General features: G+C 68.7%; 12 protein-coding genes and 2 pseudogenes. 8 read left to right on the top strand and 6 right to left on the bottom strand.

Annotated elements, in window-relative coordinates; translation table 11 throughout:
• Window positions 1–160: 160 nt before the first annotated feature.
• Window positions 161–740 (top strand): annotated as a pseudogene (locus OG842_RS38910) (transcriptional regulator).
• Between the two features lie 938 nt (window positions 741–1,678).
• On the opposite strand, the pseudogene OG842_RS38915 reads toward OG842_RS38910, so the two are convergent.
• Window positions 1,679–1,846: pseudogene (locus OG842_RS38915) on the bottom strand (IS5/IS1182 family transposase); the annotation flags it as partial.
• Between the two features lie 119 nt (window positions 1,847–1,965).
• On the opposite strand from OG842_RS38915, the gene OG842_RS38920 reads away from it, so the two are divergent.
• The 3 genes from OG842_RS38920 (at window position 1,966) to OG842_RS38930 (ending at window position 6,306) form a co-directional block, all read left to right on the top strand.
• Window positions 1,966–2,985, top strand: a complete 1,020-nt coding sequence (locus OG842_RS38920) for a carbon-nitrogen hydrolase family protein (protein ID WP_266734158.1) — start codon at window positions 1,966–1,968, stop codon at window positions 2,983–2,985.
• Between the two features lie 784 nt (window positions 2,986–3,769).
• Window positions 3,770–4,627, top strand: a complete 858-nt coding sequence (locus tag OG842_RS38925; RefSeq protein WP_266734156.1) for a class I SAM-dependent methyltransferase — start codon at window positions 3,770–3,772, stop codon at window positions 4,625–4,627.
• A gap of 572 nt (window positions 4,628–5,199) precedes the next feature.
• Window positions 5,200–6,306: a trypsin-like serine peptidase gene (locus OG842_RS38930; protein ID WP_266734154.1), complete on the top strand. Its 1,107-nt coding sequence runs from the start codon at window positions 5,200–5,202 to the stop codon at window positions 6,304–6,306.
• Between the two features lie 72 nt (window positions 6,307–6,378).
• On the opposite strand, the gene OG842_RS38935 is transcribed toward OG842_RS38930, so the two are convergent.
• From OG842_RS38935 to OG842_RS38945, 3 genes are all read right to left on the bottom strand, one after another.
• A complete protein-coding gene (locus tag OG842_RS38935) occupies window positions 6,379–6,966 on the bottom strand; it encodes a hypothetical protein (protein WP_266734152.1) in 588 nt (195 codons plus the stop codon).
• A gap of 523 nt (window positions 6,967–7,489) precedes the next feature.
• The gene (locus OG842_RS38940) at window positions 7,490–7,852 is read right to left on the bottom strand and encodes a hypothetical protein (RefSeq protein WP_266734151.1); all 363 of its coding nucleotides are present in this window, start codon (window positions 7,850–7,852) and stop codon (window positions 7,490–7,492) included.
• Entirely contained in the window at window positions 7,849–8,181 is a 333-nt protein-coding gene (locus tag OG842_RS38945) for a hypothetical protein (protein WP_266734150.1), read from the bottom strand. The genes OG842_RS38940 and OG842_RS38945 overlap by 4 nt, the downstream gene beginning before the upstream one ends.
• A gap of 79 nt (window positions 8,182–8,260) precedes the next feature.
• On the opposite strand from OG842_RS38945, the gene OG842_RS38950 reads away from it, so the two are divergent.
• From OG842_RS38950 to OG842_RS38965, 4 genes are all read left to right on the top strand, one after another.
• Complete coding sequence (locus tag OG842_RS38950; RefSeq protein ID WP_266734148.1) at window positions 8,261–8,767, top strand: SigE family RNA polymerase sigma factor; 507 nt, start codon at window positions 8,261–8,263, stop codon at window positions 8,765–8,767.
• A gap of 11 nt (window positions 8,768–8,778) precedes the next feature.
• Window positions 8,779–9,249, top strand: a complete 471-nt coding sequence (locus OG842_RS38955; protein WP_266734146.1) for a cellulase — start codon at window positions 8,779–8,781, stop codon at window positions 9,247–9,249.
• Window positions 9,250–9,387: 138 nt separating this feature from the next.
• A complete protein-coding gene (locus OG842_RS38960; RefSeq protein ID WP_266734145.1) occupies window positions 9,388–10,578 on the top strand; it encodes a glycosyltransferase in 1,191 nt (396 codons plus the stop codon).
• A complete protein-coding gene (locus tag OG842_RS38965) occupies window positions 10,575–11,855 on the top strand; it encodes a glycosyltransferase family 39 protein (protein WP_266734144.1) in 1,281 nt (426 codons plus the stop codon). The genes OG842_RS38960 and OG842_RS38965 overlap by 4 nt, the downstream gene beginning before the upstream one ends.
• On the opposite strand, the gene OG842_RS45355 is transcribed toward OG842_RS38965, so the two are convergent.
• Window positions 11,779–12,048, bottom strand: coding sequence for an IS3 family transposase (locus OG842_RS45355; protein ID WP_353962603.1), 270 nt, complete (start codon window positions 12,046–12,048; stop codon window positions 11,779–11,781). The two genes, OG842_RS38965 and OG842_RS45355, sit on opposite strands and share 77 nt — an antisense overlap.
• A gap of 131 nt (window positions 12,049–12,179) precedes the next feature.
• Window positions 12,180–12,533, bottom strand: a complete 354-nt coding sequence (locus OG842_RS38970; protein WP_266737209.1) for an IS3 family transposase — start codon at window positions 12,531–12,533, stop codon at window positions 12,180–12,182.
• Window positions 12,534–12,914: the final 381 nt, after the last annotated feature.

The raw sequence follows: 12,914 nt of genomic DNA on the forward strand, positions 1-12,914 counted from the left end.
CGTCAGTCCCTACGACGTTGCCCGCTGGTGCGCAGGGAGCGGCTGGCCCGTCCACCCGCTGGCCCCGGGCCGTAAGAACGACGGCGCAGTCGACAAGGAGGACAGCCGGATACGGTGAGAATTGCGAAGGCAGCGTCCGCGAGTTCGGAGAGGGAGTGACTTGCCGGAGTGGACTATCGACTTCGGGAAGTTCAGCGCGCGGGGCATCAAGGGCAGTGACGCCGTCGCACGCAAACTCGACGAGCTGGCGCGGACGGCGTTGTCACCCTGGTGACCGTGAAGCGTGACTTGATGGCGTGCCTGCACTCCCTGACGAGGACGGAGCACAGCCGTAGGGCGGCCAGGGACGCCGGGCTGACGGTGTGACCGACCGCACGCTGAAGGCGTGGCTGGACGAACGACGCCGGCCGTCGAACGCCGACCTGGAGCACATCGACGCCGCCTACCGGACGGTGCGCCGCCGCAATGTGGCCCGGCATCTCCTGGCCCGTCTCAACCGTGAAGGACGCGGGACCAGGGTGGAGATCCACCCGCTGAACCAGGCGCAGGCGGCGACGCCTCTGCAAAGGGTGGTGGAGTACCGGACGATGAACGTCCGCCGCTGGGACCGGATCGTCGAGGCCTGGGTTGCGGGCGATCTCCAGGGCCTTGACGACGAGTGGGCCACCGACGTTCCGCCCGACCTCGGTTCCCAGTGGGGCCAGTACGACTGCGTCACCAACATCGGCTTCGCCGCGTAGTGGAACCAGGCCGCCCCGGTGTCTCCAGGGGCGGCGGGTGTCGGCTGGCGGTTGGCCGGTGGTCACGTCTGGAAGGTGGGTTGGCCCTGCGGAACGTGCGAAGTGGCCGCAGGGCCGTCCCGGGAGCACCGTCCTGTCAGGGCACTCATGCCCGACCGTACGAGCAGCAGCGGTTCACCGCCCGGCGAGCTGATGCATACTTGCTCACCCCGGCCGTGGGCGCTGTCACGATGAGCCCGCATTGCTGCCGAACCCCTGTGCAACCTGTTGCCGCGCCCGATCATGCGCTCCGGCTGGTGGGGCCGAGGCGGTGACAGGCCGTCTACCCTCATGTGGAGCCGCTCCCGCCCGGTGGTGACCTCACCTCGAAGCCGATGCCACCACCGGGCTCGTCCCTGGCCGGCCGCGACGAGTCGCTGGCCCACGAGAAGTGCGGAATGTATCGATCCCGCAGGTGCTCTGTCTCTCTGGTCAGCGGCTTCTTCGGTCCTCCCGTCCGGTGCCCACGCGTTGCCGTCCAGCCACCGCGCCCACTTCCTTGGTTCTCGCGTCGGCCTCGGTTCGGGAGGCGGCGATATACCTGCGGCTTCCCACCTTGCCCTACTGGCTACGCGGTGGCCATCGCTGATGGTGAGTGGTCATGGAGCCTGGAAGCCTACAAACGACAGGGGAATTAGGCGACGTTCGCCAACAGAGCGGCATGCACGACGACCTGGTGAGGTACTTGAAGAAGAGGCGCAAGCTGTGACCACGACCCCGCACCCCGCCGTGAAACTGGCTGACCTGCTCATCGATCTCAAGCGGTACGAGGAGGCCAGGGAACTGCTGGCCCGGCGGATCGCGGTAGACCCCGAGTCCAGTGATGGCGGCGTGCCCGGGTGCGCCGCCAAACCGATCACCGACTTCGACACCGTGGTCTCCCGGGAGGCCGTCATGCCCGAGTCGGTGTCGATGAGGACCTGGTGGTTGGTGGAGTACCGATTCTGCGACTGCTCGGCGATGGCGATGGCGTGGTCGCGGGTCGGGACAAGGGCGCCGTCCACGATCAGTACGGCGTCCTTGGCGAGCCTCTTGCGCGGCTGGAAGGCGAGTATCGGCCCGAGGTTGATGGCAGGCTTCCCCGTGACCGGCTCACCCATCCATCCGCATTTGGATCGCGCGCCCCGGAACACCGCTCGACGACCTGTTCCTGCCGGTGCGCTCCACTTCTGAGGAGGACTCCCACATGTCATCTCCCACTTCCACGAAACGAACTGTCGCGGCGGTGCACGCCGCTCCGGTGTTCATGGACACCGAGGCGACCGTCGGCAAGGTCATCCGCTTCATCGAACAGGCTGGCCGGGAAGGCATCGACCTGCTGGTGTTTCCCGAGACCTTCGTGCCCGGTTACCCGTACTGGATCGAGGCCTACGCCCCGCTGGACCAGCAGGGCGCCAACATCGCGTACGCCGAGGCGTCCGTCGAGGTGCCCGGTCCGCAGATCGCCCGGGTCCAAGCCGCTTGTGACCGCGCCGGGGTCGGCGTCGTTCTCGGTGTCAGCGAGAGGCTCACGGGGACCCGCACGTGTTTCAACAGCCAGGTCTTCATCGAACCCGACGGCACCCTTCTCGGAGTTCACCGCAAGCTCCAGCCCACCTACGCCGAAAGGATCGTGTGGGCTCAGGGCGGCGGCGCCACCCTCAGCGTCTTCGATAGCGCTCTGGGCCGGATCGGCGGTCTGGCCTGCTGGGAACACACCATGAACCTGGCCCGGCAGTCCCTGATCACCCAGGGCCAGCAGATCCACGCAGCTGCATGGCCCGGTCTGTCCACCATGACCGGCTTCGAGACTGTCGCCGACGTCCAGATCGACGCCATGATGAAGACCCACGCGCTCACGGCGCAGGCGTTCGTCATCTCCGCCGGAAACCCGGTGGACGAGACGTGCCTGCAGTGGATGGAGTCCACTGTCGGACCGCAGAAGCACATCACTGCGGGTGGTGGCTGGTCGGCCGTGATCCACCCCTTCAATCAGTACCTCGCCGGCCCGCACACCGGCCTCGAAGAGCAGCTCGTCACCGCCGAGATCGACCTCGCCGACATCAACGCGGTCAAGGTCTGGGTCGACTCCCGGGGCCACTACGCGCGACCGGAGATCCTCGGCCTACGGGTCGACCGACGCCCTCTCTGGCATGACGAAGGACACCGCGAATGGCCTGCCGCCCCGAGCGACGGCGCCGCCGCCCCGGCAGCCGAAACGGCCTGAGCAGACGACATCGGTTTTTTCTGCATCACGTGGCGGAAGAAGTGTCTGGCGGCGGCCTTGCCCCGGCGGCCCTCTGTAGGTCAGCGAGCCACTATTTGCCAGATGTACTGCGACAGGACAAGCGGCTCGTGCTACTAACCGTTCTGAGGTTTTTCTGAGGATGTGCCACGCCTCGTGAGACGGCGGCCGTGGACCATCGCCGTGAGACTGCGGAAAACCTGCTGCTCAGAAGCTCGGTGAATGCCATGGGCCGCGAGACCCTACATGGGACGGGAAGCGGACCAGCGCGCCGGTGGGAAAGGCGCGCTGACCCCGAGCGGACGGAGGCGTCGGCCGTGCCGCTGTTGGCCTGGTCGTCAGCCACTCCAGCCGATCGCCAGCCCGGCAAGTACGAGCACGAAGCCAACTGAGCACACGACTCGTTGCTGACGGGACCATGTATCCCACCCTCGTTGTCCCTTGCTCCCTACCAACATCCCGACCGTGCCAACGATGAATGCACTGAACCCGAACCAGGCCATGCACTTATCTGAAGCTGCAAGACGCGGGATCGTCAACAGAAGCCGCCGCGCCGGCAGCCTGACCAGCGCCAACGGCCAACGAAGCGTGCCTGCCGCATGTGGGCGATTCAGTGCATGGATCCATCCGTGCTTCTGTGCGCCCCGCCGTGTGGCCTCATTGCGCGCCCGTCCTGGGGAAGGTGGAGGGCGACGGGGCCGATCGGCCGGGTCGGCCCGGCGGCGCCAGCCCATCTGGTGGGCCGCCCGAAAGCGAGGAGTTGGACATGAGCAATCCATCGGCCTGGGAGGTCGGCAAATGGTACGACCGCTTCGGGGGCCTGTACGGCCTGACCATGGGCGACAGCATGCACCTGGGCATGTGGGCCGACGGCGTGCGGACGGAGACGGGGGAGCTGACGGCCGACGAGATGTGGGAGGAACTCACCCGAGCTCAGGATTCCTGGACCGGCACCCTCATCGACGTCATCGGGCTGCTGCCGGGACAGCGGATGCTGGACGTCGGCTGCGGCACAGGCCGGCCCACCGTGCGGATCGGCACCGAGTCGGGCGCGAGCGTGCTCGGCGTGACAGTCAGTGCCGCGCAGGTCCGGGCCGGGCACGACCGCGCTTCGAAGGCGGGACTGTCCGACCGCGTCACCTTCGAACAGGCGGACGCCATGGCCCTGCCCCAGGAGTCCGAGACCTTCGACGCCGCGTGGGCCATCGAGTCCTTCGCTCACTTCTCCGACCGCCCCGCCGCGATCCGCGAGGTTCGGCGGGTGCTGCGGCCCGGGGGCCGCTTCGTCCTCGCGGACTGCTACGAAGCCGTGCCCTTCACACCCGAGGAAGTCCAGCTCTTCCAGGCCGCGTTCGCCCTCTCCCGCCTTCCCGCCGGACCCGAGGACTACTCGCGCATGCTCGGCGAGGCCGGCTTCACCATCCAAGTCACTCGCGACATGTCTCGGGAGTTCAAGCCCACCTACGACCTGATCCCGCGCCTGTTTGCCGCAAGGCGCGCCCAGATCGCGGCGCTGGTGGGCACCGACGCGATGGAGCAGCTCGATGTCGTCTACCCGCGCATCCTCGCCCTGTGCCGGGACAAGATGGGATACACCATGGTCAACGCCGTGAAGTCCACCTGACGGCGGCCAGTCCCGTCCCGACTCCCGGGCTTCCGTCGCCGCCAGGTCAAAATCACCCGGCACAGCACCCCATCGCCATCTGCCACCCCGGGCTGGCCGGGCCGTCGCCTGCAAGGGGGAACGGTTCAGCGTGGAACCGACCGGTCAAACTAGCCTGGCAAACGGTCAAGATTGCTTGTCGGAGGACAGTGCTGCTCCTGTCACGCCCACCGGCCGTTTCCTGGCGGCAGGTGCTGGCCCAGCGGATCGCCCAACGGTTCAGCGACAGCAGCCTCCACGTCACCGGCCGCGCTGCGCATACTGCTGCCAGTTCGCATCCGATGCAATTGGCGGCGCTTGGAACATCGGTACAGCGGTTGACGCCAAGCCGAAGATGACGTGTGACGGCTGACGGGCCGGGCCGCCCCTCCCTCAGCCGGGGGCCAGCCGCGCCGCAGGCGGCCCTTCCTGACGACCCGGTGCCTCCCCGCGAGAACCGACCGTGTCCGGCACGAACCGCCGACCGGCCGTGCGAACACCGCCTTCACACTCCTCTGACCGCTTCCTGACACCGCGCGACTACTGTCCCGCGCATGCGCACCTCTCCTCACCGCCCATGCGGTCACCAGGACAGCACCCGCAGGCCCCTCCGGCACGCGATCGGCGCCACCGTCGCGGTGTCGGCGGCCGTCGTCGCACTGGTCACGCCGACCGCGGCCGCCGACGCCGCGCCGCACAACCCGTCGTCCACCAGCGGCAGCGCGGCGGGACCGGACACCACCACCCACGCCGGCGCCACGACCGCACAAGAGAGCAACCGGATCAACGCCTACTGGACCCCCGAGCGGATGAAGCTGGCAGGCGCTCTGGTCCCCGAGATCACCCCCGTTCCCGAGGACGACAACACGCCGGACGACCCGCGGCCGCTTCCCGTGAACACGCCGGACTCCGGGACCGTGTGGACACACGGAGGGGCGGTGCAGAAGAACGTCGGCCGCCTGTTCTTCACCTTCTCCGACGGCTATGACGGCAGTTGCACCGCGACGGTCGTCACCAGCGCCAACCGCAGTACCGTCATCACGGCAGCACACTGCCTGAGAGGCGTCGGGTCGCCTTCTGTCGACGATACCTGGAACCACAACTTCTACTTCGTGCCCGGCTATCGCAACGGAACGAAACCGCACGGCGGCTTCAGCATCAGGACCATGGCCACCTCTTCCCGCTGGGACGCCGATCCGGACACCACGGATTCGTCGGACGTCGCTGCCGCCGGCTACGACACGGGACTCCTCGTGGCGAACCCCACTGCCGGGGGGCGCCCGATCGCGGACGTCACCGGAAGCCAGCAAATCGGGTTCGGCCGGCCCGTGGAGGGCGAGTTCGTCCACGCCTTCGGGTACCCGAACTACGGACTCAACGACCCCGGGGACAAATACGTCGGATCCCGCATGATCCACTGCGCGGGCACGAGCCACCCCGGTCCCGAGGCCCCCTTGCTGTGGGGTGAGACCTGCGACATGTCAGCCGGGTCAAGCGGTGGCCCTCACCTGGCCCACTTCGATACCCGCACCGGCACCGGCACTGTCGTGGGCGTCACCACCACCGATGAGGAACTCGCGGGCGGACATGCACCCACGCTCTACGCCACGCGCTTCGGTGACAGCGCCCACCGTCTCTACGAATGGGCGCAGTCGCGTTAGGCCCCTCCTCTGAAACACGGTTCGGTTCCCGCCGCCGGCCGGGCCGACGCAGCGGTGAGTCCGAGCCGGCGGTCAGGCGGTTTGTGCGCTGCGGGCGTACGGCGCGAACAGCAGCGACCAGTTGCCGACCGTGGTCCGGGCCAGTGTCGTCCCCAACTCCCCGTCCTCGTTGTCGGGGGTCACTTCGTCGGGCCGGAGGCCGGACCGAGTGGCCGGCTCCTGGGATCCGGTCCCGGTGTCGACGGGGTCGCCGTCAGCGGGGTCCTCCGTTGCCGCGTCGAGGAGGTAGAGCAGGTGCCCGTGTGCGGGGCCGGAGTCCCCTGCTTCCAGTGATTGCGTGGTGAAGGTTCGCTGCTCGTCGTACCGCACCAGATCTGAGTTCTCCACGGCGGCCTGGACGAGCTGGGCCCAGTAGGACTCGTCGTGGGCACCTGTGCGCTGGCGCATGTGCCGCGCGGCGTACCGAGCCATGGTCCCTGCGTCGTCGATCAGGGGCGAGAGTACTTGGTCGGAGGTGAAATCGAAGCCGAACCACAGGCGGCGGCCGTCGAGGGTCAGCGACTCGATACCGCCGACGACGCCGATGCGCCCGGTCAGCCCGGGTGCCGGATCCATCACGCCTTCTCCCGGTGTGGTGCCTGAGATTGCGTTGTCTGCCATGGAGGGTCCCTCTTCCGCGTGTCGCGTTCACGATACTGACGGAGTGTCTATCGCAGAGCACTGACATCGAGTACGCGATCCGTCAGCCGGGGTTCCACAATCTGCCACGGGTCCGATTCAGTCAGCGATCTCTGCCAGGGCGATGGCACGCCGGAGCCCGCAGGGATGGCGTCACGGACGGCAGGCGCCGTCAGCCGTCGCCGGTCATCACGCCGGGCCGACCGCGCCCAGTTCGAAGCGGTGGGGGAGCAGAGCGCGGCGGCCCCGCACCGGGCACCGACGCTCGCGTCGCACGCCCGGCAGCGTGAATGTCGAGGCGAGCTGGGGGAGCCGTCCGTGTCGGTGCGGGAGCTCGACTCGGTGGCGGCCCTGGCGCCGATGGAGACCGAGTTGGCGATGATGACGGCTGTACACCGGGTCGCCGCGAAGGAAGTGGGGCTCCCCCCTGAGCGGTGGAGGGCTGGCGCCGCTCGACCGCGTTCACGCCGTCACGATCTGCACCATGGTCATGGTGCTTTCCCGGTCAGCGTCCCCCGAAGAAAACAGCGCGCAGTGCGGAGCCGCGGGTCATGAAGGCGACGCGGATGACGGGCAGCATGCAGACAGCCTGAATCGCTGCGTACCACGGTGGGCGGCCACCGGGGATCAGGTCGACGCCGGTGATCGCAATCGGCATGATCACGGCGAGGGTACCCACGCGCTCGAAGGCCCGTCGAGAGCCCCGGGAAGCGGAAATGGTCATCCGGTAGATCAGTACGACGGCCACCGGGAGCAGGACTGTCCGGACCCACATGAACGTGTTCACCATGTGACCGCTGCTCGCTGCCACGGCGACCGCCAGGAAGGCGATGGCGCCAAGCGCGCCGTACACCGTGATGCTGTTCACGCGGGCAGCGGCGGGCAGTTGCCGCGGCTCCGCCGACGGTCGCCCGCGAGGGCAGCGCCCTCGGGCGGGCGGGACAGGGGCTCGGGTAGGCCGAGCGCCGGGGCGCTGCGCAACATGCGCAGCTGCAGATCGCACAGCGAGGCGGACGGCTTGATGCTCAACTCGGCGGCCGGCAGTCGATGCACCTTCCGGTAGGCGTCGAGCGCCTCTGCGGGGGTGGCTGACGGGCCGCAGCCGTCGAACCGCGTCCTCGTCGGCGGCGTCGCTGACGGGACGGGACGGAGGAGCGTCTCGCGCTTGTCGTTGACATGCCCTGTGACCCAGATCACGGGTCGCAGGTGCATCGTGGGTCGCACGCCAGTGCCTTTTACAGGGTGTAGGCAACCGACGAGAACAGGGACAGTGCGGATGGAGCAGAGTCGAGCCCGTGCGTTCGACGAGTTCGTGGCTGCCCGCTGGTCGGCGCTGGTCCACCTGGCCCGTCTGCTCGTCGGAGGCGATCGGCATCGGGCCGAGGACTTGTTGCAGGAGTCCTTGGTCAAGCTCTGGTTCGTCTGGCCCAAGGTCGCGGATGATGCACCGGAGCCGTATGTCCGCAAGGTGATGGTGCGTGCAGCGGCACGCTTGGGACAGCGGCGTTGGTGGGGTGAACGCCCCGTCGAACAGCTGCCCGAGGTGGCGGTGGTCGGCGATGTGTCCGCGGACGTGGTGGAGCGTTCTCGGCTGGAGGCCGCGCTGGCCCAGTTGTCGCCGAAGCAGAGGGTGGCGGTGGTGATGCGCTACTACCAGGACCTGCCCGAAGGGCAGGTGGCGGAGGCACTCGGGTGCCCGGTGGGCACGGCTCGGTCCCACGCCGCACGCGGAGTGGCGCAGCTGAGGCAGCTCCTGGGCAATGTGAACGAGCCGGTGCGGTGAAGGAGAACCCCATGGATCACTTCGAGCGGCAGCTGGCACGGATGATGCGCGACACCGAGACGCCCACACCGTTCGAGCCGAAGCACCGGGAACGTCTCCAGGCAGGGGTGAGTGTCCGCTGTCGGAAACGGGCCGCGCAGAGGGCAGTCGGCTCCGTCTTGGCCGTCGTCGGTCTCAGTGTCGGGCTGTTCCTGCTGCCCGGCCGTGCGACCCGGGTCGAGCCCAGCCACCCCGGCCCACGGCCCGCGTCGAGCCCGTCGCTCTCCGCCCCGCCCGCGACACCCGACGCGTCCCTGAGCGCGCCCCCGTCCTCGGGCACCTCCACTGCCCCCGCGTCCCCGGACGGGACCGCTGAAAGCGCGCCGCCGGCCGCGACCGGGAGTACGGCCACGGCCACCGAGACCCTGCCGGGGAGCACGGAGGGCGTGTCGCCGTCCTCGACCTCGGCTCCGCCTTCGGGTACGGCGACCGCGCGGAACTAACCGTCGACCGCCTCGTCCTCGCTCGTCACCCCGTAGCACCGTGGCGCACCGCCGCCCCAAGTGTCTTCGGCCTACCCCGTACAAGGTCACAAAAAAGGATAGAACGTGAGAAACCAAGGGTCACTTGCCCTGAAGGACTTGAGCCGACTGCCGCACCGCGCACCGGTGGCGACGCACCACCCGGAGCCCGTTCTGGACGTGGTCGTCCCCGTGTTCAATGAGGAGAGAGATCTGGAGCCGAGCGTGCGGCGGCTCCACGCACACCTGTGCGAGACCTTCCCCTATCCGTTCCGTATCACCATCGCCGACAACGCCAGCACGGACAGCACCCCGCGGATCGCCGCTCGGCTGGCAGACGAACTGCCCGAAGCGCAGTGGTTTCGGCTGGCCGAGAAGGGGCGCGGCCGGGCGCTGCGTACCGCATGGTCGCTCTCGACGGCCCCCGTACTCGCGTACATGGACGTGGACCTGTCCACGGAACTGACGGCGTTGCTGCCGCTTGTGGCCCCGCTGCTCTCCGGCCACTCCGATATCGCCATCGGCACCCGCCTGGCCCCCGGTTCCCGGGTGGTGCGCGGCCCCAAGCGAGAGATCACCTCTCGTTGCTACAACGCCCTCCTGCGCTCCGTCCTCGCCGTGGGCTTCTCCGACGCGCAGTGCGGATTCAAGGCGGTGCGGCGTGATGTGGCCGAGCGATTGCTGCCCCTCATACAGGACTCGGAGTGGTTCTTCGACACCGAACTGCTGGTGATCGCCGAGCGTGCCGGGCTGCGCATCCATGAGGTGCCGGTCGATTGGGTGGACGATCCCGACACCCGGGTCGACATCCTCGCCACGGCACTGGCCGACCTGCGCGGCATCGCCAGGATCGGCGGGGCACTGGCGCGGGGCACGCTGCCGCCGGGCGGGTCGCTCCGTGATGGTGGCGCCGACGCATCGGGCAGGCTCGCCACCCAACTCGTGTGCTTCGCCGCCGTAGGAGCCGTCAGCACCCTCGCATACCTGCTCCTCTACGCGGCGCTGCGCCCGGCGGCCGGATCCCAGGCCGCCAACGCACTCGCGCTGCTGGTCTGCGCCGTCGCCAACACTGCCATGAACAGGCGGCTCACCTTCGGCCTCCGTGGCCGCGGCGGTGTGCTGCGCCACCAGGGCAGGGGCCTGGTCGTTCTCCTGATCGGTCTGGCGCTCACCGGCGGATCGCTCGCAACCTTGCACCACGCGGTGCCCTCGGCCGGGCAGGCCACCGAACTCGCCGTACTCCTCGCCGCCAACCTGGCCGCGACACTGCTGCGGTTCCTCTTCTTCCGAGTGTGGGTGTTCCGCGCATGATCAGGACCACGGCCCGTACGACCGCGACCGCCGCCCTGAGCTGGAACGCGAGGCTGTCGCAGCAGCCCGCCACCACGGGCCCCGACCGCCGGAGCCGGCTGCGCCGCACAGCCGAGCACTACGGCCCCGTACTGGCCGTCTACGGCACGCTCAAGTTCATCGGCTTCGCCACCTTCATGTGGCTGCTGCACTCCGCCGGGGACTACCGCACGAAGCACCCGCGCTTCGGCGGAGGCGCCCACCCGTGGGACGTCCTGGCCAGCTGGGACGGCTGGTGGTACCAGCAGATCGCGGTGCACGGGTACGACCCTCAGCTGGTTCCGATCCCCGGCGCCACCGGCCCGATCACCCTCGAAGGGAACTCGGCGGCGTTCTTCCCGCTCTACCCGGCGCTGATGCGGCTGGTCTCCGAGCTCACCGGCCTCGGCCCGTACGGCGCAGGCCTGCTGGTCTCCGTCGTTGCCTCCTTGGCCGCCGCCCTGGGCATCTACGCCATCACCGAACGCCTCGGCGGCAGACGGGCCGGGCTGGCCGCGGCCGGACTCTGGGCCGTCTGGCCCGGTTCCGGCGTGGAGTGGGCGGTCTACTCCGACTCCCTCTACGTGGCCCTGGCCGTCTGGGCCTGCCATGCCGTCCTGACCCGCCGCTGGCTCGCCGCCGGTCTCCTCACCTGCATGGCAGGGCTCAACCGGCCCACTGCCGTGGCGCTGATCGCTGCCGTCGCCGTCGCGGCCCTGCTCTCGCTCTACCGCCTCCGGGACGGCATCCTGCGTCCGATGGCTGCGATGGCCGTCGCCCCGCTCGGCCTCCTCGCCTATCTCGGCTGGGTGGGTTACCAAATGGGCGACTACAGCGGCTACTTCAGACTTCAGTCCGGTGCCTGGGCCCACGAGTGGGACTACGGTCGGCATACCCTCGACGTCCTCACATCCGTCCCGGTGGGCCACTCCGGCTATCTCTCCGCCTGGCCCTTCGCGGACCTGATCGGCGTCGGTGTCGTCCTGCTCGCGATCGCACTGCTCGTGCTGCTGATCAGGCTGCGTCCCCCAGCCGTCCTGATGGTCTATACCGTCCTCACCCTCGTCCTCGTCCTTGGCAGCCAGCAGATATTTGGCAACGTCTCCCGCTACCTGCTCCCCCTCTTCCCGCTCTTTCTCCCGCTCGCCCTCGCCCTGCGCAGACTCAGCCTGACCCACCAGCTCATGCTCCTCGGCATCGCAGCCCTGGCTTCCGGCTCGTACGCGGGCTACGGCCTTTTCGAACTCGGTGTCCCGTAACTGGCGGACCCAGGAATGGATTGAGCCGTTCCTGGACGCGACGGGAGTCATGGAAGCCGTCGGTGTACTCGAAGAGTGCGAGGTTCGCCTCGGCACGTGTCGCGAAGACGCGACCGCGCACGCACTCGGTCTCGATCAGCGGCCACAGGTTCTCCGCGAGCACGTTGACGCAGCTGTCTCCGACGGAGCCCATTGTCGCGTCGACTCCTGCTCGCAGCAGGCGAGTTGTGAGCTTGATGGATGTGTACTGACAGCCGTGGTCGGCGTGATGAATGAGCTTTCCGGGCTCGACCTCGCGGCTGGCAAGCGCGTACTCCAGCGTGGTCAGGACCAGGTCGGCGTCCGCTCGCGCGAGACCTCCCAGGCCACCACCCGGCGGGAGAACGCGTCACGGATCGCGCAGAGCCACAGCGGGCCCTCGCCGGTGGACATCATCGTGAGGTCGGTGACCCACAACCGGTTCGGCGCCGGCGCGGTGAAGTCCCTGTTGACCAGCTCCAGGGCGAGGGCAGCCTTCGGATCCCGGCGCGTGAAGCCCGTACGGCGCGGGCCGATGCCCGCGAGGTCGGCCTCGCGGATCAGGCGCTCGACCCGCTTGCGGCCCACGCGTGTGCCCTCGCGCTTCAGCACGGCATGCACGCGCGGCGAGCCGTAGATCCCGCCGGACTCGGTGTGGATCTCCTTGGTTCCGCGCGGTCAGCTCGACGTCGCGACGCCGCCATTCGCACGGCTGTTCCTCGGCGTGGCGCCACCGGTATTACTGTAGGTGGAGGAGGCGATGTGCAGAAAGTGGTCGCTGAGCCTTCTGAACTCGCAGACTGTGGGGTGAGGCCGCGAACGGCCCGAGACGGCGCCAGGACATCACCCGTCTCCGCGACGTTCTCGACCCTTCGATCCCGCCACAAGAGGAAGCCCTCTTCAAGATATGAGCGGTGACCCACAGTCGCGGACCACGGAACTTGAACCAGAACCTGAGCTGGTTCTGGCACAACTCCTGTGATGCCGGCCTGTCGATCGCAAGGACGGCGCGGCGGACGCGGGAAACCAGCGGGCCAGCGG

Origin of the sequence: Streptomyces sp. NBC_00376 (genome assembly GCF_036077095.1) — a bacterium.
GTDB lineage: Bacteria > Actinomycetota > Actinomycetes > Streptomycetales > Streptomycetaceae > Streptomyces.